This is a genomic window from Kibdelosporangium aridum (assembly GCF_900176515.1).
GTDB classification, from domain to species: Bacteria; Actinomycetota; Actinomycetes; order Mycobacteriales; family Pseudonocardiaceae; genus Kibdelosporangium; species Kibdelosporangium aridum.
Genome location: NZ_FWXV01000001.1, coordinates 1,413,867 through 1,438,673, shown reverse-complemented (window position 1 = coordinate 1,438,673; position 24,807 = coordinate 1,413,867). Strand labels below are relative to the sequence as shown.

Sequence of the window (24,807 nt, the reverse complement as noted above, 5' to 3'; positions counted from 1 at the left end):
GCCCTGCGTGACCGGTTCGATACTGGCGTCACCGACAGGACCCATCCCCTGCCCATCCGGGTCGCTGCGAGAATTGATCCGCCGGTCGCCGACCGGCCCATTCCCACGCCGGGTCATATCGCGCTGCCCGATTTCTGTCGCCCTCAGCGAGGAGGAGACGTGCACTGGGAAGACAATCCGATCACCCGCCGCGGATTCATCGGCCGCGCAGGCGCGTTGGCGCTGGCCACGTCCACGCTCGTATTGCCGGGAACGGCGCACGCGCAGACCGTCACCACGAACCAGACCGGCACCCACAACGGGTTCTACTACTCTTTCTGGACCGACGCACAGGGAACCGTGTCGATGACAATGGGTTCCGGCGGCCAATACAGCACTTCATGGCGGAACACCGGGAACTTCGTGTGCGGTAAAGGCTGGAGCAATGGCAGCAGGCGCACCGTGAACTACTCCGGCAGCTTCAACCCGTCCGGCAACGGCTACCTCTGCCTTTACGGCTGGACCTCCAACCCGCTGGTGGAGTACTACATCGTCGACAATTACGGCACCTATCGGCCGACCGGCGAACACAGAGGCACAGTCACCAGCGACGGCGGTACGTACGACATCTACCGCACAATGCGCTACAACGCGCCGTCGGTCGAAGGCACGAAAACATTCCCGCAATTCTGGAGTGTCCGGCAAGCACGCCGGACCGGCGGCAGCATCACCACCGGAAACCACTTCGACGCGTGGTCACGAGCGGGAATGGGCCTTGGCGCCTTCCGCTACTACATGATCATGGCGACCGAGGGATACCAGAGCAGCGGCAACTCCAACATCACCGTGCGCTGAGCCCACTCCCAGCCATCAGTCGCGTGGCCCGCTTTCGCAGGCCACGCGACTGATGGACGCTCACCTGTACGAGCAACTCCACTTGAGCGGTCCGTAGTTGTACGCGTCGCCGTAGATCACGTCGTCATCACCGACGACGAAGACACCGCTGGCGTCCCGGACTCCATCAGGCATCGGAAGCTCGGCAAGGAACGTGGTGTTGCGCCACACCGCGGACGGACCGACGATAGTGCTCCTGTCGCCAACGATCAGACCATTGGAATTGATGTCCCACGCCGTACCGCCGTCCTCGATCGGGCGCGGCTCGTCCGGGTTTTCCCAAAGCCAGGACTGGCCCTCTGGCCACATGCTCTCGGTGCGGACGACCTTCCCTCCGCGAATGGCTCCCGTGTTCACGAAGGAACCTTTGCCGGACAATGGAATGATCTGACCGGCTCGCCACAGGTACCCCGGGTGCGTGTAGCCCGCGTCCAGCAATACTGTGCCGTCGTCGTCCAGATCGACGCCTTGACCCAGCGGCGTGTCGATCACCAGCGGCCGGGCAGCAACCATGGACCACAGCACCGTGACACGGTGTCCATCCTTGAGGCGTTCCGCCGAGGCCAGTACATCTCCCTGATCGTTGAGCGCGATCCCGCGATCGGCTCGGTATCCCTCCGGCGCCTGCAGCTGGGTGACAGTGCCGTTGCCGGTGTGACCGCCGGTGTACAGGTACACACCCCACTCACCTGCACCACCACGGTCAACACCAGTCACCAATACCGTGCCCGCCGAGTTCTCGTCATCGACGTGCGGGTAATTGAAGTTGGCGAATTCGCTGACCACACGCGGCTCGCCATTAGTCCACAACACGACCGCGCTGTTGTTCTGGCCCGGAATGATGACCGTGCCGGAGAAGTTGCCCTTGCTGTCGGTGCCGCTCACTCGGGCGCTAGCCGGGTCGTATCCCTCAGGCGTCTTGATGTCCTCGACTATCCACCGGCACGTGTCCGCCTGGGCGGGTGTCGCGAAGACCATTCCTGCCGCGAGCACTGCCGCGGTGAGCATGCCAAACCGTTTGTGCACAAAACCCCCTCCGATGGCTTCCATCCCTCGAAGCGCATCATCCCGAGGCGATCTTGCGGTTTTCTTCTCACTCGCGGCATTCTTCGGCTTGGCCCGCGGCGAACGACGCCACCCAGGCCAGTGCCGAGTTCCAGTTGATGGCAACTTCATTGGTCGACCACGAGCCGATGTCGTCGATGTAGCACATCGCGCTGGCGCAGCCTTTCAGCTTGTCCTGGGCGACCGGGTCCTGGATACCGGAGTTCGGGCCACCGGCCAGCGAACCCGCTGGCGGGTTGGGCAGGGCCGGATCCGCCTGGTGTGCCCAGAAACGGTGGTGCTGGTTGCGCGCGTCGCGTTCGCCGTAGCCGGTCACGTACGACACGTTCAGCGGGTTCCGGCCGAGCACGTAGTCCAGTCCATTAAGGACGGCGTCGCGGTACGCGGCGTTCCGTGTCAGGTCGTAGGCCGTTCCAAGGACGATGAGGTTGTTCAGCACCTGACTGTTGGAGCCCCATACGTACTGTCCACCTGAAGGCGCGTATGGGATTCCGTAAGCCTGACTGCGCGCTGTGGCGAGAAGTTTGTCGGCACCGGCGATCACGGAACGCCGGACTTTCTGCCGATCGGGCAGCCGACTGGGGACAGTCGCCAAATTCAGCCGGCCCAGCGCCGCGACCGACTGCCAGGAGAAGCCATCCACAGTGAACACATCGGCGGTGTGCACTGGCGAGGACGTGACGAAGTCCCGGTATTCCGGTGCGCCCGTGGTGAGGTACAACTCGGCTGCAGCCCAGTAGAACTCGTCCGTCACGTTCGTGTCATCGTACGTGCCGCCACCGTTACCGTCCGATGCGGACGCATATATGGCCGGGTTCGCCTTCGCGGCGGACCACGCCTGACGAGCCGCCGTCATACAGCGGCCAGCGAACGCCCGGTCGTACGGCGAGAACAGCCGCGCGCACTGAGCCGCCGTCGCGGCCAGGTTCAGCGTCGCCGCCGTGGACACCGGGTGAAGCTCGCGCAGCTTGGGATCCAAGTGCGGCAGCTGGGGCAGCCCGGTCCATTCGTTGTCGTGAATCTTGTGGTGTGCCATCCCGGCGTACGGCTTGCCGGCCGGAACCTGCATCCGCAGCAGGAAATCCAGTTCCCAGCGCGCCTCGTCGAGGATGTCGGGCAGTCCGTTGCCGCGCTCCGGGACACGGAGTTTGCCGTCGCCGAGGGCACCCGGGTGGTGCTTCACCCGCTCGAACTCGCTCATCAGCTGAGCCACCGCGATGCCGCCGTTCACCACGTACTTGCCGTGGTCGCCCGCGTCATACCAACCACCGCGCACATCCAGCCGGTAGTCGCACACACCAGGCTGACAGGCGACATCCGTATCACCCTGATTCGGGGCAACCCCGAGATGCGCGGGCGGACGGGCGTGCGCGGGCCCGACGAGTGCCGCGTCGATCGCGATCCCGCTGCGCTGGTGGTAGAAGAAGGCCAGCGAGTCCGATCGCAGCCGCTGGTAGAAGTCTCCGCCGATGTCGAACGGGACACTGGTCTCGCCGTCGGCGCTGAGCGTGTATCCCTTGCCCGCCAATGCTGAGCTGAAGTCGATCAGGTGGGTGTTCTGCCGCGAGGTCGGATCGATTCCTTGCGGCTTCGTGGTTCCGCTCGCCGCGACGCTGCCGTCAGCCTTGCGCAGCTGCCAGCCCACCGGATCTGTTGATGTGGTGACCAGGGTGCCGTGCTTCGCCGCGCTGGGCAGATATCCAGCCTGGTTGACTCGCACGCGCGGCCCAGTGTCCGGTATGTACGGAGGCGGTGCCGTTCCACCGGCCAACGACACGTTGTCGACGCAGAACGTGAACGCCGTCGGGCTGCCGCCGATCTGGAAGGTCACCTGCGCCTTCGTGGTGTCGACGCTGGAGGTGAAGCGGAACTCGGCCCGGCTGTCCGCGGCGGTCAGCGAGACCTGTTGGGACAGCTCAGGAGTGTAAGGCGGATCCGACAGCTGCACGTTCGCCCGGATGGTGACCGGAGTGGACGCTGAGGCAGTGAACGTGAAGACGTACGGCTCCCCCGCCACCAGGTCGATCTCGTTCTGGCCGATGCTCGCGTCCCATGGGTTCGTCGTGCCCTCAGGCACGGTCGCGCATAACCGGCCGTCGACCACTGCGCCGGGTGCGTTGGCCGTCCACCACCATGGTGCGGTGCCGGAATCGAAGCCGCCGTTGGTGATCTGCTCGGCGGGTTCGGCTTCGGCCGCGACAGGTGCGGCGACAACGAGCGAGATTCCCAGTAAGGCAATGATCATCGTGCGGGACATCTGGCTTCCCTTCCCGGTACTCAGCTCGTCGCGCAGGTGTTTCCGTTGAGGGTGAACGAAGTCGGTGCCGGGTTGGCGCCGGTGTGGGTGCCGTTGAAGCCGATGGTGGTGGCGGCATTCGGCGCCAGGGTGCCGTTCCAGGTCAGGTTGGTCGCGGTGACGTCAGCGCTGCCCGTCGGTTGCGCCCACGTGGCGCTCCAGCCGGGCGGGGTGAGCCGCTGACCGGCGGCGTACGTGAAGGCCAAGGTCCAGCCGTTGATCGCGCTCGCACCGGTGTTGGTGATGGTGACACGCGCGGTGTATCCGTTGGAGCCCCAGTTCGTGCTGCCGTAGGTCACGTTGCACGTCCCGCCGCCACCGGCAGCCGTGGTGACCGTGGCAGCCCCAGAGTTCGCCGAGAAGTTCGGCACAGCATCGCGGGCTCGCACCTGATACCGGTAGGTGGTCGACGGAGTCAGACCGGTGTTGGTGAACGTGGTTGCCGCGGTCGAGCCCACCAACGTGAACGCGCCATCGGTCGCACGGTAGACCTCATACCCTGTCACACCAACGTTGTCAGTCGAGGCCCCCCACGTGAGCGTGACACTGTTTGACGTCACGGCGGATGCCGTTGGTGTGCCAGGGGTGGTCGGCGGTTCGGTGTCCCCACCGCCGCCCCCGTAGATGGTGGCTTCGCGTGAGGTCTGGCGAATTCCGTTGGGGCCGTTGAAAATCCGCTCACCCCAAGCAGTGAGGCTGGCGGGGTTGAACGCGGTCACCATGTCCAGGTACTCGACACCGCCGCTGTTCCCGCTCCACGACCAGCCGAGGTATCCGAGGCCACGGGACTGCGCCTGCGCCATGATCGTGTCTTCGTCCGGGTTGCCGTCCGAATGGTTGTGCCCGAACTCGCCGACGACAAGCGGCAGCCCGGCGGTGCGGAACGCGTCGAAGTAGGCGTTGATCTCGGCCGCGGTGTCGTACACGCCGTACATGTGGATGGAAAAGACCGTGTTGCGCTGCGGGTCGGCGTTGAACACCGATGCCGCGTTGTCCCGCATGATGTTCTGCCAGTCCTGGCCCCACATCGGCGCGTCAGCCATGATCAGGTGCTGCAGTCCCGCACCGCGCAACCGGGCGACAGCGCTGGACGTCGCGCTCGCCCAGGTCGCACTGACCTGCTGGTTGTTGCCGAAGGGTTCGTTGCCCAAGTTGACAACGACGTAGTCCTCCTGCCCCTTGAGCGCGCTCGCCACACTGATCCAGTAACTGGCCGCCTGATCAAGGCTCGCGGCCGCGCCCTCCTCACCGAAACCGGTGGTGTCGTGCGCTTCCAGCACACAGATCAAGCGCGACTGCTTGCACAGCGAGATGACGTTGGAGACCTCGGCAGCCGACGTCGGGCCCCACCGCTGACCGCTGCCGAGAACGACCCGGACCGTATTGGCGCCGAACGACTTGATGTTCGCGAACGAACTGGTCTGGCTCTGGTACCACACATGCGGATGGTTGACGCCGCGCATCACGAACGTATTCCCGTTCGCCTCAACGACACTGGTGCCAGCAACCCGCAGCCCGACGGCTGCAGCGTCCGCGGCAGGCACAGCCGTCAGCGTGCCAGCACTCAACACAAGAGCCATCGCGAGCATCCTCATCGGTCACCTCACTGTGGCCGAGCCGCCAAATTCTGGGAGCGCTCCCAGAAACGGACTGTATCCGGTAAGCGACAGGAAGACACTCCGCCAATCGGCCCAGAACGGCACTCGGCCCGCGCGTCCGTCAGAGACGAAGTTCCTGATCCACCAGGCGCAGATCCATGTTGGCGGCGACCAGTTCGGCACGGTGGCGTGCCTCCTGGCGCCTTCGATGCTGTCGGCGAGGCTGGCCCCGGTCCACGCCTCGCGGGACGACTGGACCGGGGCGACCAGCGAGTTGTCCGTCATAGCCCGCCCTCGTCGCCGACACCGCTCAGCAGCGAAGCGTTGGACGTGTCGATGCCCTCGTAGGAGTCCGCACTGGTTTTCAAGGACTTCGCGACCAGGCCGAGGTTCCGCTTCACCTTCGCGATCAACTCGTCCTGCCTGGTGTGCCTGCCTTCCAGCACACCGGAGATCCACCCGCAATCTGCTCCTTTGCCGCGGTGAGCGCGGCCATCACGGCTTGTGCCATGGCGCCAGGGGTTGACCGGAGCATCCGATCGTTGAACCGGATGTCGACCAGCCCGCCGGTGGAGTCGACGGTCACTTCTGCCAGGCCGTTCGGGTCGCTCGCGCTGACCCGGACCTCCTTGAGCCGGTCGCTCATGGTCTGCGGTTCCGGCGTTCGGACCGTGCGACGAGAGCGGAGGCGATACCTGGTTCGCGCGCACGAAGACACCCGCCATCGGCCCGGGCAGGCTCCCTACGAGGGGAATGCCTGTTGGAGGCCTGATGAGAACGGTCATGAGAATCGCGGCGGCGGGCACGGCGGCGCTGACCCTGGCGTCCTGTGGTGGCACCGCGGACCCCGCCGGGAGCCAGAACCTCGTCAACGGCAAGACGTTCACCATGGTCCTGCCCGGCGATCCCGGCAACCTCGATCCGCATTTCACCTCGCTGTCAGTCACCATGCAGGTCGACCGGTTCCTCTACGACTCGTTGATCGCCATCGACAAGGACGGCAAGACCGTTCCCGGCCTCGCCGAGAAGTGGGACACGACCACCACCACGGCGACTTTCACACTGCGTAAGGCAATCACCTGTTCCGACGGCAGCCCGCTGACCGCGGCCACGGTCGCCGCGAACATCAACTTCGTCGGCGACCCGAAGAACTCCTCCAGCCGGATCGGGGTCTACGTACCGCCCGGCGCGACCGCCACGGCCGATGAAGCCGCCGGTACGGTGACTGTCACGTCGCCTGTGCCGCACTCGTTCCTGGATCGCGCGATCGGTCAGCTGCATATCGTGTGTGACAAGGGAATGCAGGACCGTTCCGTGCTCAAGCAAGGGGCGAGCGGGTCCGGGTTGTTCAAGATGACCGAGGTCGTTCCGGGCGATCATTTCACCCTCGAGCGCCGCAAGGACTACGCATGGGGTCCTGGCGACTGGAAAGCCGACCAGCAGGGCCTGCCGGACAGGGTGGTCCTGCGCATCGTCGCCAACGAGAGCACCGCGGTGAACCTGCTGCTGTCCGGTGAGGTGAACGCGGCCGGCGTGATCGGGCCGGATCAGCAACGCCTGCAGGCGCAGAAAACCTTGCAGCGCGACGTGATGGCGATGTTCGGCGAGCTGTGGTTCAACCAGAAGCCCGGCCTGCCCGGTGCGGACGTCGCGGTCCGCCGAGGCCTGACGCATGCGCTTGATCTCGGCCAGCTGACCCAGGTACTGACCAGCGGAACTGGCCAGCTCGCCAAAGGCATTGTCGCGCCGGGCATGACGCCGTGCGATCCGGACACCATCAGCGGCAAGCTGCCCGCGCACGACGTGGAGAAGGCCAAGACCACCCTGGACGCAGGAGGATGGCGAGCCGGACCTGACGGCATCCGCGTCAAAGACGGCAAACGGCTTGCGATCACCATCTACTACACCACCGAGCTGGGCACGACCATGCAGGCCACGGCCGAGCTGATGCAGAAGTTCTGGCAGCCAATCGGCGTCGAGGTGGCGCTGAAGGGAGCCACACACGCCGAGCTCAGCCAGGTCATCGTCGCGGGCCAGGGCTCGTGGGACGTCGGCATCGTCCCGTTGAACGTCTCCACGCCCGGTGAGGCGGTGCCGTTCGTCTCCGGGCCGACGGCGCCGAACGGCACCAACTTCGCCGGTATCCAGAACGCGAAATACGCCGCACTGGTGCAGGAGGCGTCCGGCATCGCGGGCACCGCGGGCTGCGGCAAGTGGGCCGAGGCCGAGCAGGCACTCGCCGAGAACGTCGACGTCGTCCCGTTCGCCAACACCAACCGTCCCATCTTCGGCAAGGGCGCGACGTTCGAGCTCACCGTGGGCAGCGTCGCACCCGGAACGATCCGGATGCTCGGCGCATGACCGCGGCTCTCCCGGCAACGCGGTCATGGGACAGTCCCTGGCTGCGGTTCGCGATCCGCCGCACCGGACGGTTGTTGGTGTCGCTGTGGGTGCTGGTGACGGCCGCGTTCCTGATGATCCACCTGATCCCCGGCGATCCCGTCCGGGCCGCGCTGGGTCCGACGGCCTCCGTGGAACTGGTTGAGACCCGGCGCGCGGCGTTAGGTCTCAACGACCCGTTGTGGTTGCAGTACTTGCACTATCTCGGCGACCTGATCTCCGGGGACATGCACTCCTCGATGGTCTCCGGCTTGCCCGTGGCACAGGTGATCGGCGATCGGCTGCCCGCCACGCTGGAACTGGCCGTCTACGCGTTCGTGCTGGCTGTCGTCGTGGCGATCCCGCTCGGGGCGGGAATGGCGGTGCTCACGCGGGGAGGGCGCCGCCGTCCCGCCGAGCTCGCGTTCACGTCCACCAGCGCTGTGCTGGCCGTGATCCCGGAGTTCCTGCTCGCCGTGGGTTTGGTCTACTTCTTCGGCGTGCAGCTGGGCATGCTGCCTGTCGCCGGACGGGACGGTTTCGACTCGTACATCCTGCCCGTGCTGTCCCTCGCGGTTGGCCCGGCCGCAGTGCTGGCGCGCATCATGCGGGTGGAGATGCTCACGGTGTTCGACGCCGACCATATCCGCACCGCCAGGGCGAAACGACTGCCCTCCTGGCTGATCACGTTGCGGCACGCGTTGCCGAACGCGTTGACGGCCACGATCACCATCGGCGGCTTGCTGCTCAGCTCGATGGTCGCCGGGACGGTGCTGGCGGAGAACGTGTTCGCCTGGCCCGGTCTGGGCAGCACGATCGTCCATTCGATCCTGGCCAAGGACTACCCGGTGGTGCAGGGCATCGTGCTGGTCTACGGCCTGGGCGTGCTGGTGGTCAACCTGGCGGTCGACGTGCTGCTCGCCGTGCTGGATCCGCGTTCGACGATCAGGGAGAGCTGAAGCGGTGAAACGGATCCTTCGCACACCGCTGGGCGCCAGCGCCACCGGACTGCTGCTCGCCATCCTCATCCTGGCGGTTGTGGCGCCGCTGCTGTGGACCGATCAGGCCAACGCCATCGACACGTCACAGATCATGAAGGGATCGTCGGCCGAGCACTGGATGGGCACGGACAACCTCGGCCGGGACGTGTTCTTCAGAGTCCTTGTCGCGACAGGGCTCTCGGTGCGATCCGCGTTGCTGGCGACCGCACTCGGTGTCCTGATCGGACTCATCCTGGGCACCGCACCGGTCGTCCTCGGGCGTCGCGCGGGCCGGTTCGTGGCCGCGGTGGTGAACATCGCGGTGGCGTTCCCCGGTTTGCTGCTGGCGCTGTTCTTCGCGGTGGTCTTCGGCGTCGGCACAACCGGTTCTTTGCTGGCCATCGGTTTCGCCATCGCGCCGGGATTCGCCCGGCTGGCGCAGACACTCGTCGCCAAAGTGTCCGGTTTGGACTACGTCGCCGCCGCGCGGGTGGCGGGTGTCGGCCGGATCCGGTTGCTGGTACGGCACATCCTGCCGAACATCGCCGAGCCGTTGGTGGTCAACGCGGCCATCGCGGCGGGCAGCGCGTTGCTCGCCTTCGCCGGTCTGTCGTTCCTCGGTCTCGGTGTGCAGCCGCCGGACTACGACTGGGGCAGGCTGCTCGGCGAAGGGCTGCAAGCCATCTACCTGCGGCCCGCCGCCGCACTCGGCCCCGGCATCGCGGTGATCATCGCCGGTCTGGCGTTCCACCTCTTCGGCGAGGCGCTGTCCAAAGGGTTCACCCGGCACACAGCACCGGTCAAACTCCGCCGTACCGACACCACTCCCCCGGCGCCAACCGACGATAACGCCGTCCTCGTGGTGAACGACCTGCGCGTCGGCTTCCCCGGCGTGACGCCCGTGCGTGGCGTGAGTTTCACGGTGGGACAAGGTGAAGCGGTCGGGATCGTCGGTGAGTCCGGGTCCGGCAAGAGCCTGACCGCGTTGGCCGTCGCCCGGTTGATCGAACCACCAGGCCAGGTCGACGCCGAGCGGCTGACCTTCCTGGGACGGGACCTGCGTAACGGCAACCACCGGCAACTGCTCGGCACGTCGCTGGCGATGGTCTTCCAGGACCCGATGACGTCGCTCAACCCGGCAATGCGGATCGGCCGGCAACTGGCCGAGGTCGCCGAACAGCACCAGGGCAAGAACCGCAAACAAGCCTGGAACCGAGCGGTCGACCGGCTGCGAGCGGTCCGGATTCCCGATCCGCGACGGCGGGCACGCCAGTACCCCCACGAGTTCTCCGGCGGGATGCGGCAGCGCGCCATGATCGGCATGGGCCTGATGGGCAAACCCGCGCTCATCATCGCCGACGAGCCGACGACAGCGCTGGACGTGACCGTGCAGCGGCAAGTGTTGCGACTGTTGGCGAACATCCGGGCGGCCGACGGCGCCGCCCTGCTGTTGATCAGTCACGACATCACGGTGGTATCGCAGGTCTGTGACCGGGTTCTGGTGATGTACGCCGGACGCATCGTCGAAGACCTGCCCGCGGACGAGTTGCACACTGCCGCGCGTCATCCGTACACGCGTGCCCTGCTCGCCGCAGTTCCGGACATGACGACGGACCGCGCGCTTCCACTTGCCGTGATCCCAGGCCGCCCGGTCGACGCCGCACAGGTGCCGACCGGATGTGCTTACGCCCCAAGATGTCCACTCGCCGACGAGCGGTGCCTCAGCACGGATCCCCCACTGGAGAACGAGAACGGACGGCGAGTGGCATGCTGGCACGCGGACGTCCCGGTCCAGGCGGGTGATCGCGGTGAGTGAACTCGCTTTCGAGAACGTGACCGTCCGGTTCGGTACCCGCAGGCACAGCACAACCGCTGTCGCCGGCGTCGATCTCACGATCCCGCACGGCACGATCGTCGGCCTCGTCGGTGAGTCCGGCTCGGGCAAGTCCACGCTGGCACGGGCCGCGGTCGGGCTCGTCCCGGTCGACAACGGCCGGATCCTGCTCAATGGACACCCGATCGACCACAGAGCACGCAACCTGCAGATGGTGTTCCAGGATCCGCATTCCGCACTGGATCCGAGGATGACCATCGGCGAGTCGATCGGCGAGGCACTCCCCCGCCGCATGCGCAACCGCCGCGACCGGGTGGCCGAACTACTGGGCCTGGTCGACCTTTCCACGGAGTGCGCACGTCAATACCCGGCGCAGTTGTCCGGAGGGCAACGGCAACGCGTCGGACTGGCCAGGGCACTGGCCGGTGAGCCGGAGGTGATCATCGCTGACGAGATCACCTCCGCGCTCGACGTCTCCATCCAGGGCACCGTGCTCAACCTCGTGCGCGACCTGCAGCGCCGGATGCGGTTGTCGATGCTGTTCATCTCGCACAACCTCGCTGTCGTCCGGTACGTCAGCGACTTCATCGCCGTGATGTACCAAGGCCGGATCGTCGAACACGGCCCCGCCGACGAGGTGCTGGCCGACCCGAAGGATCCCTACACACGCGAACTGCTCGCTGCCGCGGCCGATCCAGCCGGACAGCTCAACCTAGGAGAAACCGGTGACACGACACCAGCGCATTGATGATCTGACTACCTTCGCTGTGCCTGGGCAACCGGCCGTGTCCCCGGACGGCGGCCAATGCCTCTACGTTCTACGCACCACCGACGCACAGGCCGACGGCTACAACCACGCCATCTGGCTCGTCAGCACCAAATCAGGACGGCCACGGCAGCTCACCCATGGCCGCACGGACATGGCACCGTCATGGTCACCCGACGGTACGAAGGTGGCGTTCCTGCGTGCGCAGGACGGCCCGCCGCAGATCTGGCTGCTGCCGATCGACGGCGGTGAGCCCGAACAGCTGACCACACTCCCGCTCGGTGCGGGTGAGCCGGTCTGGAGCCCCGGCGGCACGAAGATCGCGTTCGCCGCCGCGACCGACGAGACTCCCGGTGACACCGCACCGATCGTGACCGAGCGGCTCGACTACCAGGCCGATGGTGCCGGGTGGCTGGGAACCGTGCGCAACCACCTGCACGTGCTCGACGTGACCACTCGGGACACCCGCCAGGTGACCAGTGGTGACTGGCACGCGGGCAGTCCGTCGTGGTCTCCCGACTCGGCGAAGCTCGCCTTCAGCGCGGCGACCGCCCCGGACGCCGACCTGACGTTCCGGTTCCCGGTGCACGTCCTCGACCTCACCAAGGACTACGCCGAGCCGGAGGTCGTCGGCCTGCCAGAAGGCATCGGCGGCCCGGCGGTCTGGACAGCGGACGGTTCGGCGCTGCTGGTCGTCGGTTCGCCTGCCGGCCCGAGCGGACACGCTGGTTTGTGGCGGATCCCGCTGACCGGCGGCGATCCGGTGAATCTCGCGGAGTCCTTGGACCGCAACGTGATGCCGGGCGGTCCAGCGTACCCCGGTGCGACGCCGCAACTTTCCCAAGACGGCGGCACGGTCTACTTCTGCATCCGCGACCGCGGCTGCACGCACCTGTACTCGGTGCCTGTGGAAGGCGGAACGCCCAGCCCGGTCGTCACGGGCGCAGGGCGCGTGGTCGCCGGGCTGTCCATCGTCGGCGACACAGCGGCGATCACGCTGTCCACACCGGACTCACTTGGCGAGATCGTCACTGTCGATCTCAAGTCCGGTAACGAGACCGTGCACACCAGTTACGGCTTGGGCGATGTCGAGTTGTTCCGCCGTGAGGAGCGTGAGTTCACGATCTCCGACGGGACCGTCGTGCAGGCATGGCTGGTCCGTGACCCTGCCGTGCAAGAACCGCAGCCCCTGTTGCTGGACATCCACGGTGGACCGCACAACGCGTGGAACGCAGCGGCTGACGAGGTCCATCTGTACCACCAGGAACTCGTGGCGCGCGGTTGGGCGGTGCTGATGGTCAACCCCCGCGCCAGCGACGGCTACGGCGAACAGTTCTACCAGGACGCGATGGGATCGTGGGGCGAAGCGGACGCCAAGGACTTCCTCGAACCGATCGACGAGCTTGTCGCACAAGGCATCGCGGACCCCAATCGGCTCGCTGTCGCCGGATACAGCTACGGCGGCTACATGACCTGCTACCTCACCAGCCGGGACACCCGGTTCGCCGCCGCGGTCGCCGGTGGCACGGTCGCCGACCTGGTGAGCATGGTGGGCAGCTGCGAGAGCGCGCACTACCTCAGCGAGCACGAACTCGGCGGCCAGCCATGGACCGGACGCCGGTACGACGGCATGTCACCGCTGTCCCAAGTGGACAAGGTGCGCACGCCCACGCTGATCCTGCACGGCACCGCGGACCGGGTGTGCCCGGTCAGCCAAGCCCAGCAATGGCACACGGCGTTGCGGGAACTCGGCGTCCCGTCGAAGCTCGTGCTCTACCCGGAGGGGTCACACCTGTTGATCCTCAACGGAAAGCCATCACACCGGATCGACTACAACCGCCGCATCGTTGACTGGCTGGAGCAGTACGCCGGGGACGCAGCCGGACCACGCAGGCCGCGCATCGACGCCGCGCATTGGCAGCGCAGGCTGGACGTCTTGGCCAAGCGGCACAAGGTCCCCGGCGCGACGCTGGGCATCCTGCGGCTGCGGCCCGGCTCCGACGACGACCTCGTCGAAGCGGCGACCGGTGTGCTGAACAAGGACACCGGCGTGCCGACCACCACCGACTCGCTGTTCCAGATCGGCTCGATCTCCAAGGTCTGGACGACGACCGTGGTCATGCAACTGGTCGACGAGGGCCTGATCGACCTGGACGCACCGATCGTCGACGTGCTGCCCGAGCTGAAACTGGCCGACCCGGTCACCGCCAGCAAGGTCACCATGCGCCACCTGCTCACGCACACCAGCGGCATCGACGGCGACGTGTTCACCGACACCGGCCGCGGCGACGACTGCCTTGAGAAGTACGTGGCGGCGCTGGCCGGTGAAGCGCAGAACCACCCGCTCGGCGCGACCTGGTCGTACTGCAACTCGGGCTTCTCGCTGGCCGGCCGCGTGATCGAGAAGCTGACCGGCACCACGTGGGACGCCGCGATGAAGGAGCGGCTGTTCGTGCGGCTGGGCCTTGAGCACACCGTCACGCTGCCGGAGGAGGCGCTGCTGTACCGCGCCGCGATCGGTCACATCTCGCAGGGCGGCGGTGACCCGGTCAAGGCTCCCGTCTGGGTGCTGCAGCGGTCGGCTGGCCCGGCCGGGCTGATCACCTCCACCGCGGCCGACGTGCTGGCGTTCGCGCGGATGCACCTGACCGGTGGCGTGGCGCCAGACGGGACTCGGGTGCTGAGCGAACAGAGCACCGAGGCGATGGCGTCGTGGCAGGCCGACGTGCCGGACAAGCACCTGCTCGGCGACTCGTGGGGCTTGGGCTGGTTCCGGTGCGGCTGGGACTCCCAGCGGCTGATCGGCCACGACGGCAACACCATCGGGCAATCGGCGTTCCTGCGGATCCTGCCGTCCGAAGGCCTCGCGGTCACGCTGCTCACCAACGGCGGCACGGCGCATGCCCTGTACGAGGACCTGTACCGGGAGATCTTCGCCGAACTGGCCGGAGTCGCGATGCCCGAGCCGCTGCGGCCACCGGCCGAGCCCGTGACCGTCGACCTCGAACGGCACGTGGGCACCTATGAACGAGCGAGCGTGCGGATGGACGTGTTCACTGGAGAGGACGGCCTGCACCTGCGCACGACCATGACGGGCCCGTTGGCCGAGATGATGCCGGACAAGGTCCAGGAGTACCCGATGGTTCCAGTGACCGAGGAGCTGTACCTGATCATGGAGCCGGGGATGGGCGCGTGGGTCCCCGTGACGTTCTACGAACTGGCCACCGGTGAGCGGTACCTGCACTTCGGTGTGCGGGCGACCCCGAAGGTGAGCTGAGATGCTCGGCGAGCTCCTCGCGGACATCCAGGACCTGGTGACGTGCGAGTCACCGTCCACGGACCTGGCCGCGGTCGCCGCCAGTGCGGACGCGGTGGCACGAGTGGGTGCGCGGCGCCTGGACGTGTCGCCGGAGCGGATCGTGCTCGACGGGCGAACGCACCTGCGCTGGCGGTTCGGCGACGGACCGGCTCGCGTGCTGCTGCTCGGCCATCACGACACGGTCTGGCCGCTGGGATCGTTGGCCACGCATCCGTTCGGTGTGGCGGGCGGAGTGCTGCGTGGACCTGGCTGTTTCGACATGAAAGCCGGGGTGGCGATGGCTTTCCACGCCCTCGCCCAGCTCAAGGACCGTGCCGGGGTGACGCTGCTGATCACTGGCGACGAGGAGATCGGGTCGCCGACGTCGCGTGGGCTGATCGAGGCCGAGGCCGCGGGATGTGCCGCGGCCCTGGTCCTCGAGGCATCCGCCGACGGCGGCGCACTGAAGACCGAACGCAAGGGTGTTTCGTTGTATCGCGTGCGTGCACACGGCTTGGCCGCGCACGCCGGGCTGGAACCCGAACGTGGCGTCAACGCGACCGTGGAACTGGCGATGCAGGTCCTGGCGGTGAACGGAATCGGCGACGACAGACTGGGCACGACCGTCACCCCCACGCTGATGTCCGCGGGCACTGCGACGAACACCGTTCCCGCGACGGGCGAGTTCGCGGTGGACGTACGCGCGCGTACTGCCGCCGAGCAGGAGCGAGTCGACGTCGCGATGCACGGCCTGCTTCCCGTGCTGCGCGGCGCTCGGCTGGAGATCGTCGGCGGGCCGAACCGTCCGCCCATGGAGGCCGCATCGTCGGCTTCGCTGTTCGACCATGCGTCCGCGTTGGCCGCACAACTCGGGTTGCCCGCGTTGACAAGCGCGGCCGTCGGCGGCGCGTCGGACGGCAATTTCACCGCTGGTATCGGAATTCCGACGCTGGACGGGCTCGGCGCGGTCGGTGGTGGAGCGCACGCCGACGACGAACACGTCCTGATCTCGGCGTTGCCTGGCCGTACGAGCCTGGTCAGCGCGCTCGTGGCCGACGTACTGGCCGGTTGGACAAGTCCCGTGGCGACATCTGGTTCGGGCCGACCATGACGAAAGCCGACCGGGCCGTCAGCATGGACAACGTGACCGAATTGCTTGACGACAACGCCGTACGCGTCGCTTCGTCCGCGGCGCAGGCGGCCGGGGTTGTCGTCCGCGAGCTCGCCGACCTCGACGACCTGAACCGTGTTTACCGTCTGTACAACGAGATCTGGCGGCCGGACCCGACCAACCCCCCGGTGACCACGGAACTGCTGCGGGCGATGACCAAAGCGGGCAACTACGTCTCCGGCGCGTTCGACGGCGACCGGCTTGTCGGGGCGTGTGTCGGCTTCTTCGGTACGCCACCCGGTGTGCGGCTGCACAGCCACGTGGCCGGTGTTTCCCCGGCGGCGATGGGCCGCAGTGTCGGGTACGCGCTGAAGCTGCACCAGCGGGCGTGGGCGATCAGCCGCGGCCTCACCGCGATCGAGTGGACGTTCGACCCGCTGGTCAGCCGCAACGCGTACTTCAACCTCACCAAGCTCGGTGCGGTCGTGGCGGAGTACCTGCCGAACTTCTACGGCGGCATGCGCGACGGGATCAACGGCGACGACGAGAGCGATCGTCTGCTCGTGCAGTGGAATCTGCACGCCACCAAGGTCACGTATGGCGATCGCAGTGCCGTCGTCGCGCTCGGCCGGTCAGCCACCGGGTTGCCCGTAGTGGGCACAGTGGACGGACCAGAGCTGGTGGTGGCTGCGCCACCGGACATCGAGTCGCTGCGCAGGACTGACCCCGCGGGGGCGCGGGAATGGCGGGTCGCGGTCCGTGAAGTGCTCGGCACGTTGCTCGCCGAAGGCGCGTGGGTCACCGGGTTCGACCGGTCCGGGTGGTATCGGGTGACCAGAAAGGACAGTCGATGAAGCTGTCGGGCGTTGAGCTCCGGTTGATCAGCATGCCGCTCGTGGCTCCGTTCCGGACGTCCTTCGGGGTGGAGACCACGCGCGAGATCCTGCTGCTGCGGGCGGTCACCGACGAGGCCGAGGGATGGGGCGAATGCGTCGCGATGTCCGATCCGTTGTACTCGTCCGAGTACGTCCACGCGGCCGTCGACGTGCTGACCCGGTTCTTCATCCCGGCGCTGGCCGACGTACCCGAGCTGGACGGCAACGCGGTCGCACCGGCCCTGGCGAAGTTCAAAGGGCACCGGATGGCCAAGGCAGCGTTGGAAACCGCCGTTCTCGACGCCGAACTGCGCGCCCAGGGACGGTCGATGGGGCGGGAGCTCGGCGCGGTGCGTGACCGGGTCCCGTGCGGGGTGTCGGTCGGCATCATGGACTCGATCGACGAACTGCTCGACGCGGTCGGCGGTTATCTGGACGCCGGATATCTGCGGATCAAGCTCAAGATCGAGCCCGGGTGGGACATCGCGCCGGTGCGCGCGGTCCGTGAACGGTTCGGCGACGAAGTGCTGCTGCAGGTCGACGCCAACACCGCGTACACGATGGCCGACGCCCGGCACCTGGCCGGGCTCGACCCGTTCGGCCTGCTGCTGATCGAGCAGCCGTTCGACGAGGAGGACGTGCTCGGGCACGCCGAGCTCGCCCGCGTGGTCTCCACACCGGTGTGCCTGGACGAGTCGATCACCTCGGCGAGGGCCGCCGCCGACGCCATCAGGCTGGGCGCGTGCCAGATCGTCAACATCAAGCCCGGCCGGGTCGGCGGCTACCTCGAGGCTCGCCGCATCCACGACGTGTGCTCGGCCAACGGTGTCGCGGTGTGGGCTGGCGGCATGCTGGAGACCGGGATCGGCCGGGCCGCGAACGTCGCTCTGGCCGCGCTGCCTGGCTTTACCGTGCCCGGCGACACCTCGGCCTCGGACCGGTACTACCGCACGGACATCACCGAACCGTTCGTCCTCGACCAGGGCCACCTCGCTGTCCCGACCGGTCCGGGCATCGGTGTCACGCCGATCCCGGACGAACTAGCCGCCGTGACGTCCAAGGTGGACTGGCTGCCGCTGTAGGACACTGAGCGAGATGACCGCGCGACCACACGCGAGCCTTGGCCGGATCCTCGACGACCTGGGCAGCACGCTGCTGGACCTGATCTACGGCGACCCCGGCAGGCCGGGCGACGTCGGCGGCGTGGTGATCCACGACCCGGTCGAGGAACCCGTCCTGGCTCCGCACGCGATCGTCCTGGGCGTCGGGGTGAGCGAACCCGTTGACCTGCTGCTCTCGTTGGGCCGCTCGGACGCTGCCGCCCTGGTGCTCCGCGCGCCCGTGCGGCGGTCGGACGAGCTTGCCGCGGCGGCTGCGGAGTCCGGGGTGGCGGTGCTGGCGCTGGCCAGGGGCGCTACCTGGACGCAACTGGCCGCGTTGCTGCGCTCGATGCTGGCCGAAGGTGATGTCGGTGGCGCGGAGCCGGAGACGTTGGGCGGGCTGCCCTCCGGTGACCTGTTCGCCGTCGCCAACGCGATCGCCGCGCTGATCGACGCGCCGGTCACCATCGAGGACCGCAGCTCACGCGTCCTGGCGTTCTCCGGGCGCCAGGACGAGGCCGATCCGTCCAGAGTGGAGACCGTGCTGGGCCGTCAGGTGCCCGAGCGGTTCTTCCGGATGCTGACCGAGAACGGCGTGTTCCGTCAGCTGTACACCAGCGACGAACCGGTGTACATCGAACCGCCCACCGACGAGTTCGCGGATTTCGTCGTACCCCGTGTGGCCGTGGGAGTGCGAGCCGGAGACGAGTTCCTCGGATCGATCTGGGCAGCCGTCCACGACAAGCTCAGCACCGAACGGTCCCAGGCGCTGCGCGACGCCGCCAAGCTCGTCGCCTTGCACATGCTGCGTATCCGGGCGGGCGCGGATGTCGAACGCCGCCTGCGCAGCGACCTGCTGGCCACCGCGTTGGAAGGCGGCGCTGGTGCGCGGGAAGCGTTGTCCCGCCTGGGGCTGGCCGACCTGCCGGTGGTCGTGCTCGCACTCGCGACCGTCCACACAGGACACTCGACGGACGCCGCGGTGATGAGCGAACGGCAACGGCTGACCGACGGCCTCGCGATGCACTTGAGCGCCGTCCACCCGCGGTGCGCGGTCGCGCTGATCGGGGACGTCTCGTACGGGTTGCTGCCCGTGACGCGAGCCAACGAAGAACAAGGAGTCCGGGTCGCCACCGACTTCCTCGATCGGGTCGGCAACCGTACCCCCGCCTTCATCGGAGTCAGCCCCGTCGTCACCGACGTCTCCGGGCTGGCCGACGCCCGTTCCAGCGCCGATCGCGCGGTCCAGGTCCTGCGCTCAGGCACGACGCACGGCAGCCGGGTCGCCCGCCTGGCGGACGTGTACGTCGAAGCCCTTGTCCTGGAACTACGTGACCTCGTCGCCGCCCGCGGCGGCCAAGTCACCGGCCCCGTCGCACGGCTCGCCGCGTACGACGAGAAACACAGCACGAACCTTGTGGAGACCCTGCGAGCGTGGCTGGACGCCTTCGGTGACGTGATCGCTGCGGCGGCCGCAGTTCATGTGCACCCCAACACCTTCCGGTACCGGCTGCGCCGTCTCACCGAGATCAGCGGTATCGACCTGGCCGATGCGGATCACCGGTTCGTCGCGATGCTGCAACTACGCGTCTTCCCACTGCCGTGACCAGTTCGCCAGACTCTCGCGTGGAGTCGAGCCTTTCCCGGCCACCGCCCGCGGACCAAGGTCAAATTGACTCAGTGATCTCCGACCGCCCCAGGATTCTCGACACCCACCCACGCGCCGCGGCGCACATCGCCGCCTCATCGCCCCTGGCGTGCGCCATCACCTCGTCGTCCCGCCACACGATCAAAGCAACAGCTGACTGCACGGGAGTCAGGCCGACCACCCAGCTGTGCCCGTCGTGCTGAAATGCGCGCTCCGCGACGCTCCAGCGCCCACCGGTCAACAGCGTGAGCCGCCATGCCGGATCGCCCGCGAGCCCCGCGACGCCGCCGCCGTCCTCGTCGCTCAAGCGCCAGACCACCTCTCGTTGTTCACCTGCCGTTCATCGTAAAGACATGTGAGTGGCAATACGAAAGATGGACGAAAACACCCATAGAGGCGGTATCCGATGACTCAGCACACCCTGGACGAACTCACCCGCCAGTCCGGCGACCACCTGGCCGAGGTCGAACAGCGCCTGGCCGACCGCTACCAGGACATCCCGGCCGACCAGATCCATCGATACGCCGAAACCGAAGCCGACCGCCTGGCCGAACGCCCGATCCAGGCCTTCGTCCCGATCCTCGTCGAACGAGCGGTACGCAACCGCCTCGACAACGACCCCGGTCAGTAATCGGGTCAAGCGACCACGAACAGCAGCGCGGCGCAGGCAGCCTCGACACAGAAGTAGAACCAGACCGGGTAGAAGGACGTACGCGCGTCCGAAAGCCGCGACACCACGCGCCCGAACGCCATACCCGCCAACGCAATTCCGACGCTGATGACGGCACCGGTACGGATCCCACCTACGTCGAACGCGGCCGCGCCCAACAGCATCGCCATGGCGATTCCGAATCCGCCGTAGACCGCGCGGACTTCCGACCTTGCCTCGGGCGCGTCGACACGGATCCGGAAGGGACGGGCCAACGCCGCAGGCGCGACCAGCCCGTACACCCCCATCGCCAGGAAGAACACCCCGACCACGATGATCACTGCGGTTGTCACGTGCATCCCGCCTCAAATCGCATCACGGTGCGATCATCAACACCGTGACCGCCCGCGCGCTTCCGGAAACGTGCTGTCCTGACCAGCGAACTCTCTGGCTCTGGCCGGCCCGGGCGATCTATCTGGGCCCGTCGTTCGACCTCGACGCGCACTCCGGCTCAGTTCACTGCTTCGCTCTCGGCGTGGACGCTCCGTTCGACCTGCACTCCGCCGAGACAGGCCGTCGCCGTACCCGTAGCGCGTTCATCCCGGCCCGCACCGAACATCACATCGTCGCCACCGGCCGAGTGCTGTTCAGCTACGCCGACTCGCTCGACGTTCGGGATCACATGACCGAGCATTCCTCCACTGTCGCGTTCACCCATCGCGACGAACTCGCGCTGCTGCAGCACCTTCAGCACGCGCGACCGGGGAGTCCCGAGTTCATCCGCGGGCATTTGGATCGCGGCACCGCGATCGACGAGCGAATTCGGGCGGCAACGCAGACGTTGCAAGCCGACCCCGCGCGTGTTGTCAGCGCGGCGGCACTCGCTGCTGAGGTGAACCTCTCAACCTCACGGTTCCTGCACCTGTTCGCACAGCACACCGGCACGAGCTTCCGCCGCTATCGCCTCTGGGCACGGATGACCAAAGTCGGCCACGCCATCAGCACCGGAGCGAACATCACCACAGCCGCGACGGACGCGGGTTTCGCCTCAGCCAATCACTTCAGCGACACGTTCCACGCGATGTTCGGCCTCACCGCCACCGCCCTCCTCGCCGCTGGAACTCGCGTCGTCATCCAGGACAACGCCGCCGCTGAACCACCGCACGCCGAATCAAGACCGCACAACAGGCCATAATCAGGGATAATCGACACGATCCTTGGGCATCGTGCCCGAAGCGCGGCATCACAGTGCCGAGGACAACCGATCTCCGCGCCGAACGAGACGGGACCAAAACGGTGACTGAACAGGCGAAACGCGCGCCCTTCCGGTGCGTGGTCGAGCAGAACGAGCATGCGATCGTCGTATCCGTGAGCGGGGCGATCGACTTGACCACACAAGCCGCCTTCGCCGAGAACGTACAAGAAGCCATGCAACGGGAGGCGTCGTCGGTGGTGATCGACCTCGCCGGCGTCACCTTCCTGGCATCGCCGGGCCTCGCGGTTCTGGTTGAGGCGCAAGAGAATGCGATGCGCGCCCAGAAGAACCTCCATATCGCGGTGGGCAGTACGGTTGTCAAACGGTCGATCGAGCTCACCGGGTTGGGGCAGATCCTGCCCTTGGTGCCGGATCTTGACACAGCCTTGCGCACGTAACGATCGCTCATCCCAATGCCTGCTGTAGTCCGGCAGTGAGCAGGCGTACGGCTTCGGTGTACCTGCCCGACCGCCGGTCCTCCTCGTTGCCGCGTTGGGTGCGAAAGTGCAGCGACGAGAAGAACCGCTCGAATATCTCGAAGGCGTCGCGACGGACGCGCAGGTCTGTCACCGGCTCAGCGGCCTCGCCGGCATGGACGACATAGGCGTTCAGGAAGCGGTCGATCTGCTCGCTGGTCAGCTGGATGTACCACGGCGGAGCGGCGACGAGGCCGCCGATGTAGGCCAGGTCTTGGGCTGGATCACCGATCTCCACCCACTCCCAGTCCACATACCGCGGCGTGCCGGCGTCGACCAGGATGTTCGACGCCACCAGGTCGCCGTGGATCAGCGCGAACCGCCGTAGCCGGGCGAAGGCTGGTTCCGCCTCGGTGATGTGCCTTTGAACTGCTGGGACGAGACGTGCGACCTCGGGGTCGCCGAGCACATCCGGGTGCGCGCCGCGCCACCAGTCGAGACTGTCCGCCAGCCGCGCGGTCAGGGACAACCTTGGCGTTCGGTCGCGCTCGGCAGCAGTGACCTCGCCAGCGGCCGTGAACGGCGTGGCGTGCAATGCGGCGAGTTGTCGCGCGTGTGCCAACAACAACGCGTCGTCCCAGTCCTGGACGCTGACTTCGCGTCCCGGCACATATCCGGTGACGAGGAACGGCACGCCAAGAGAGTCGGCCGACTCCTCGAACAGCACCGCGCGCGGTCCCAGGCCAGGCGGTACCAGGACCAGCCCGGCCATCTCGGCCGCCATCGGGCGAGGCAACTGCTCGACCGGACGCCGCGGAATCCGCACCACCAGCGGGTCGGCGTCGGCGACCCGTACGAGCCAGGCCGCGTAACTCTCGCCAGTGCCAATCAGGCTGACCTTGGGCTCCCCGGGAGGCAGACCGACGCGATCAGTGTTGGCGCGTACCCAATCAGCGATGCGCTGTGCGGTATCGGTCATCCTGGCTACAGCTTAGGCAACTGCTGGGCGGTGCCGAGCAAGGGTGCGAGCGGGTCGCCGGTCTTCCGGAGTCGGTCAAGGACCGTTCGGATGGTCCATCGGTCCGGCCGCAATTCCGGGTCGTCCAGCTCATCCCACGTGATCGGTACCGACACAGGTGCGTTGCGGGTCGGCCGCACGCTGAACGGCGCGACAAGGGTTTTGTTGATGGCGTTCTGCGTGTAGTCCAGCCGGGCACGCCCGCCTCGCTCCTTGCGGTACCACTCCCAGCTGACCAGATCCGGCAATGTCCGGCCGACCGCGCGTGACACCTTCCTGACCCAGTCACGGGTGTCGTCGAAGCTGTAGCCGGCCCGGACCGGAACCCAGATCTGGATACCACGCTGGCCGGTCACTTTCGGCATTCCCGCCACGCTGAGGTGGTCCAGGGCGGTCCGGTAGAGCCGGGCGAGCGCGAGGACGTCATCGAACGAAGTGCTGCTACCAGGGTCGATGTCGATCAACGCCCAGCTGGGCTCGTGCACGTGCGGCAGCCGCGAGGTCCACGGGTGCAGTTCGATCGCGCCGAAGTTGGCCATCCAGACCAGCGCGGGCACACTGTCGACGACCGCGTAACACCGCGTTTCGTCCTCGTCGGCTTCCTTGTTGTGCCATTGCGTCAGCCAGTCCGGTGCGTGGCTGGGAACTTCCTTGTGCCAGAAGCCCGGTTTGTCGACCCCATCGGGATATCGGTGCGCGTTCACCGGGCGCCCGGCGAGATAGGGCAGCATGTACGGCGCGACGAGCGCGTAGTACCGGACCAGATCCCGTTTGGTGATGGGCGGGTCGGCAGGGAACAGCACTTTGTCCAAATTGGTCAGACGAACTTCGTGCCCTTGGACGGCCCATCGGCCCGTCGTTTTCATCTTCTCGAGCGCTGCCAGTTCGTCCTTCGACGGGGCATCCCACTCGTGGACTGGTTGTGGCGCAACCTGTTGCTCGGCCTCGGCGGCCGGGACCCCGCTTCGCCACAGCGCGTGCGGGCTGGCGGCCACCTCGTCGTTCGTCCGGCCGGTTTTCACCGACTGCGGCAGGTCGTCCGGGTTCCACCCGCGTCGTGCGTGCTCGTCGTTCTTGTGGATCAGGATCCAGTTTTTCTCGTCGTCCCTGCGGACCAGCACGAACCGCCCGGACAGCTTTTCGCCGTGCAGGTCGAAATGCAGTTCGCCGTTCTCGATCGCCTTGCGTGGGTCCTTGGTCTTGGCCGGTTGCCATGTCCCCCAGTCCCACACCGTGACGTCACCGCCGCCGTACTGCCCTTTCGGGATCACGCCCTCGAAGTCGAAGTACTCGATCGGATGATCTTCGACGTGGACGGCGAGCTGACGGGCTTTCGGGTCCAGCGTGGGCCCCTTGGGAACCGCCCAGCTGACGAGCACGCCGTCGAGCTCGAGCCGGAAATCGTAGTGCGTCCGGCGGGCACGGTGCCGCTGCACGACGTACCGGCTGGCGCCGTCCGCCGGTGGGCCACCCGCCGGTTCGCTGGTCGCCGAGAAGTCACGTTTGGCCCGATAAGTGGCCAACCGGTCGTCCGTCACCATCACTGAGTACCCACAGCGAACTCGTCCACCCGGGCCTCGAGTCAGCGGACCAGTTCGTCGGGCACGGGGACGCCGAGTGCGACGAGGAACCGGGCGGTCTTGGTT

At 67.1% G+C, this 24,807-nt stretch carries 22 protein-coding genes; 13 read left to right on the top strand and 9 right to left on the bottom strand.

Going from position 1 to position 24,807, the window contains the following annotated elements; translation table 11 throughout:
- The first annotated feature begins 159 nt into the window (after nt 1-159).
- Nucleotides 160-834, top strand: coding sequence for a glycoside hydrolase family 11 protein (locus B9C43_RS06060; RefSeq protein WP_033393482.1), 675 nt, complete (start codon nt 160-162; stop codon nt 832-834).
- Between the two features lie 60 nt (nt 835-894).
- On the opposite strand, the gene B9C43_RS06055 is transcribed toward B9C43_RS06060, so the two are convergent.
- The 5 genes from B9C43_RS06055 to B9C43_RS06035 all read right to left on the bottom strand — a co-directional run bounded on the left by B9C43_RS06055 (nt 895) and on the right by B9C43_RS06035 (nt 6,478).
- Nucleotides 895-1,899 carry a hypothetical protein gene (locus tag B9C43_RS06055; protein WP_143446147.1) on the bottom strand — a complete coding sequence of 335 codons (1,005 nt, stop codon included), beginning with the start codon at nt 1,897-1,899 and terminating at the stop codon, nt 895-897.
- 67 nt (nt 1,900-1,966) lie between these two features.
- Nucleotides 1,967-4,195 (bottom strand): glycoside hydrolase family 9 protein, encoded by a 2,229-nt coding sequence (locus tag B9C43_RS06050; RefSeq protein ID WP_160096365.1) that lies wholly within the window; start codon nt 4,193-4,195, stop codon nt 1,967-1,969.
- A 20-nt stretch (nt 4,196-4,215) separates the two neighbouring features.
- Nucleotides 4,216-5,814 (bottom strand): cellulase family glycosylhydrolase, encoded by a 1,599-nt coding sequence (locus B9C43_RS06045; RefSeq protein WP_327221769.1) that lies wholly within the window; start codon nt 5,812-5,814, stop codon nt 4,216-4,218.
- Nucleotides 5,815-6,113: 299 nt separating this feature from the next.
- Nucleotides 6,114-6,245, bottom strand: a complete 132-nt coding sequence (locus tag B9C43_RS59565) for a hypothetical protein (protein WP_268811551.1) — start codon at nt 6,243-6,245, stop codon at nt 6,114-6,116.
- The gene (locus B9C43_RS06035) at nt 6,242-6,478 is read right to left on the bottom strand and encodes a YbaB/EbfC family nucleoid-associated protein (RefSeq protein ID WP_084425004.1); all 237 of its coding nucleotides are present in this window, start codon (nt 6,476-6,478) and stop codon (nt 6,242-6,244) included. Before B9C43_RS06035 ends, B9C43_RS59565 begins: the two co-directional genes overlap by 4 nt.
- A 137-nt stretch (nt 6,479-6,615) precedes the next feature.
- Between B9C43_RS06035 and B9C43_RS06030 the strand changes: the two genes are divergently transcribed.
- The 9 genes from B9C43_RS06030 to B9C43_RS05990 are packed head-to-tail and all read left to right on the top strand — an operon-like array spanning nt 6,616 to nt 19,781.
- On the top strand, nt 6,616-8,193 hold the full coding sequence (locus tag B9C43_RS06030; protein WP_235038449.1) for an ABC transporter substrate-binding protein: 1,578 nt from the start codon (nt 6,616-6,618) through the stop codon (nt 8,191-8,193).
- Nucleotides 8,190-9,170 (top strand): ABC transporter permease, encoded by a 981-nt coding sequence (locus tag B9C43_RS06025; protein ID WP_033393471.1) that lies wholly within the window; start codon nt 8,190-8,192, stop codon nt 9,168-9,170. Before B9C43_RS06030 ends, B9C43_RS06025 begins: the two co-directional genes overlap by 4 nt.
- A 4-nt stretch (nt 9,171-9,174) precedes the next feature.
- Complete coding sequence (locus tag B9C43_RS06020) at nt 9,175-11,007, top strand: dipeptide/oligopeptide/nickel ABC transporter permease/ATP-binding protein (protein ID WP_084425002.1); 1,833 nt, start codon at nt 9,175-9,177, stop codon at nt 11,005-11,007.
- Nucleotides 11,000-11,773: an ABC transporter ATP-binding protein gene (locus tag B9C43_RS06015; protein WP_084425614.1), complete on the top strand. Its 774-nt coding sequence runs from the start codon at nt 11,000-11,002 to the stop codon at nt 11,771-11,773. Before B9C43_RS06020 ends, B9C43_RS06015 begins: the two co-directional genes overlap by 8 nt.
- Nucleotides 11,751-15,068 (top strand): serine hydrolase, encoded by a 3,318-nt coding sequence (locus B9C43_RS06010; protein ID WP_084425001.1) that lies wholly within the window; start codon nt 11,751-11,753, stop codon nt 15,066-15,068. The genes B9C43_RS06015 and B9C43_RS06010 overlap by 23 nt, the downstream gene beginning before the upstream one ends.
- Nucleotide 15,069: 1 nt before the next feature.
- On the top strand, nt 15,070-16,200 hold the full coding sequence (locus B9C43_RS06005; protein WP_084425000.1) for a M20/M25/M40 family metallo-hydrolase: 1,131 nt from the start codon (nt 15,070-15,072) through the stop codon (nt 16,198-16,200).
- A gap of 23 nt (nt 16,201-16,223) precedes the next feature.
- The gene (locus B9C43_RS06000) at nt 16,224-17,054 is read left to right on the top strand and encodes a GNAT family N-acetyltransferase (RefSeq protein ID WP_084425613.1); all 831 of its coding nucleotides are present in this window, start codon (nt 16,224-16,226) and stop codon (nt 17,052-17,054) included.
- Nucleotides 17,051-18,157: an o-succinylbenzoate synthase gene (menC, locus tag B9C43_RS05995; protein WP_084424999.1), complete on the top strand. Its 1,107-nt coding sequence runs from the start codon at nt 17,051-17,053 to the stop codon at nt 18,155-18,157. Before B9C43_RS06000 ends, menC begins: the two co-directional genes overlap by 4 nt.
- A 13-nt stretch (nt 18,158-18,170) precedes the next feature.
- Nucleotides 18,171-19,781, top strand: a complete 1,611-nt coding sequence (locus B9C43_RS05990) for a PucR family transcriptional regulator (RefSeq protein ID WP_084424998.1) — start codon at nt 18,171-18,173, stop codon at nt 19,779-19,781.
- A 61-nt stretch (nt 19,782-19,842) separates the two neighbouring features.
- On the opposite strand, the gene B9C43_RS05985 is transcribed toward B9C43_RS05990, so the two are convergent.
- Nucleotides 19,843-20,130, bottom strand: a complete 288-nt coding sequence (locus B9C43_RS05985; protein WP_033393702.1) for a hypothetical protein — start codon at nt 20,128-20,130, stop codon at nt 19,843-19,845.
- A 99-nt stretch (nt 20,131-20,229) separates the two neighbouring features.
- Between B9C43_RS05985 and B9C43_RS05980 the strand changes: the two genes are divergently transcribed.
- The gene (locus B9C43_RS05980; RefSeq protein ID WP_033393701.1) at nt 20,230-20,454 is read left to right on the top strand and encodes a three-helix bundle dimerization domain-containing protein; all 225 of its coding nucleotides are present in this window, start codon (nt 20,230-20,232) and stop codon (nt 20,452-20,454) included.
- Nucleotides 20,455-20,459: 5 nt separating this feature from the next.
- On the opposite strand, the gene B9C43_RS05975 is transcribed toward B9C43_RS05980, so the two are convergent.
- Nucleotides 20,460-20,825 carry a DUF4345 domain-containing protein gene (locus B9C43_RS05975; protein ID WP_200825432.1) on the bottom strand — a complete coding sequence of 122 codons (366 nt, stop codon included), beginning with the start codon at nt 20,823-20,825 and terminating at the stop codon, nt 20,460-20,462.
- A 44-nt stretch (nt 20,826-20,869) separates the two neighbouring features.
- On the opposite strand from B9C43_RS05975, the gene B9C43_RS05970 reads away from it, so the two are divergent.
- Both B9C43_RS05970 and B9C43_RS05965 read left to right on the top strand, forming a co-directional pair.
- Nucleotides 20,870-21,667: an AraC family transcriptional regulator gene (locus tag B9C43_RS05970; RefSeq protein WP_235038448.1), complete on the top strand. Its 798-nt coding sequence runs from the start codon at nt 20,870-20,872 to the stop codon at nt 21,665-21,667.
- Between the two features lie 137 nt (nt 21,668-21,804).
- Nucleotides 21,805-22,125, top strand: a complete 321-nt coding sequence (locus tag B9C43_RS05965; RefSeq protein WP_160096363.1) for an STAS domain-containing protein — start codon at nt 21,805-21,807, stop codon at nt 22,123-22,125.
- Nucleotides 22,126-22,132: 7 nt separating this feature from the next.
- Here B9C43_RS05965 and B9C43_RS05960 read toward each other — a convergent pair whose 3' ends face one another.
- Together B9C43_RS05960 and ligD are read right to left on the bottom strand one after the other, a co-directional pair.
- Nucleotides 22,133-23,122, bottom strand: coding sequence for a phosphotransferase family protein (locus tag B9C43_RS05960; protein WP_084424995.1), 990 nt, complete (start codon nt 23,120-23,122; stop codon nt 22,133-22,135).
- 5 nt (nt 23,123-23,127) lie between these two features.
- Nucleotides 23,128-24,702: a non-homologous end-joining DNA ligase gene (ligD, locus tag B9C43_RS05955; protein ID WP_084424994.1), complete on the bottom strand. Its 1,575-nt coding sequence runs from the start codon at nt 24,700-24,702 to the stop codon at nt 23,128-23,130.
- Between the last annotated feature and the right edge of the window lie 105 nt (nt 24,703-24,807).

What these genes read in the sequence shown, in the direction of transcription:
- B9C43_RS06050 (WP_160096365.1), bottom strand. Translation starts at nt 4,195, where the DNA reads ATGTCCCGCACGATGATCATTGCCTTACTGGGAATCTCGCTCGTTGTC.
- B9C43_RS06045 (WP_327221769.1), bottom strand. Translation starts at nt 5,814, where the DNA reads ATGGCTCTTGTGTTGAGTGCTGGCACGCTGACGGCTGTGCCTGCCGCG.
- B9C43_RS06035 (WP_084425004.1), bottom strand. Translation starts at nt 6,478, where the DNA reads ATGAGCGACCGGCTCAAGGAGGTCCGGGTCAGCGCGAGCGACCCGAAC.
- B9C43_RS06030 (WP_235038449.1), top strand. Translation starts at nt 6,616, where the DNA reads ATGAGAATCGCGGCGGCGGGCACGGCGGCGCTGACCCTGGCGTCCTGT.
- B9C43_RS06025 (WP_033393471.1), top strand. Translation starts at nt 8,190, where the DNA reads ATGACCGCGGCTCTCCCGGCAACGCGGTCATGGGACAGTCCCTGGCTG.
- B9C43_RS06005 (WP_084425000.1), top strand. Translation starts at nt 15,070, where the DNA reads ATGCTCGGCGAGCTCCTCGCGGACATCCAGGACCTGGTGACGTGCGAG.
- B9C43_RS06000 (WP_084425613.1), top strand. Translation starts at nt 16,224, where the DNA reads ATGGACAACGTGACCGAATTGCTTGACGACAACGCCGTACGCGTCGCT.
- menC (WP_084424999.1), top strand. Translation starts at nt 17,051, where the DNA reads ATGAAGCTGTCGGGCGTTGAGCTCCGGTTGATCAGCATGCCGCTCGTG.
- B9C43_RS05990 (WP_084424998.1), top strand. Translation starts at nt 18,171, where the DNA reads ATGACCGCGCGACCACACGCGAGCCTTGGCCGGATCCTCGACGACCTG.
- B9C43_RS05980 (WP_033393701.1), top strand. Translation starts at nt 20,230, where the DNA reads ATGACTCAGCACACCCTGGACGAACTCACCCGCCAGTCCGGCGACCAC.
- B9C43_RS05960 (WP_084424995.1), bottom strand. Translation starts at nt 23,122, where the DNA reads ATGACCGATACCGCACAGCGCATCGCTGATTGGGTACGCGCCAACACT.
- ligD (WP_084424994.1), bottom strand. Translation starts at nt 24,702, where the DNA reads ATGGTGACGGACGACCGGTTGGCCACTTATCGGGCCAAACGTGACTTC.